General features: G+C 72.9%; 1 protein-coding gene. It reads left to right on the top strand.

Features of this window, described 5'->3' with window-relative positions:
• On the top strand, nucleotides 1-255 hold a 255-nt coding region (locus QSK17_RS35965), incomplete at both ends, for an enolase C-terminal domain-like protein (RefSeq protein WP_285711168.1).

Genomic DNA, 255 nt, shown 5'->3' with positions numbered 1-255 from the left:
GCCGGCGCCCGTTCACGCTCGACGTCGCGGTCTGCCGTGCGCTCCGCGACGCGCTCGGAGACGAGGTGGAGCTCTACGTCGACGGCAACCGCGGTTGGACGGCGTCGGAGTCGGTACAGGCCCTGCGTGCCATGGAGGATCTCGGGCTCACCCTGGCCGAGGAACTGTGCCCCGCCGACGACGTCCTCGGCCGCCGCTGGCTGGTGAGCAGGGCGTCCATCCCTGTCGTCGCGGACGAGAGCGTGCCGACCCCGG

It is taken from the genome of Microtetraspora sp. NBRC 16547 (genome assembly GCF_030268965.1).
In the GTDB taxonomy this organism is placed as follows: Bacteria; Actinomycetota; Actinomycetes; order Streptosporangiales; family Streptosporangiaceae; genus Microtetraspora.
This window is presented reverse-complemented; position numbering and strand designations above follow the sequence as displayed.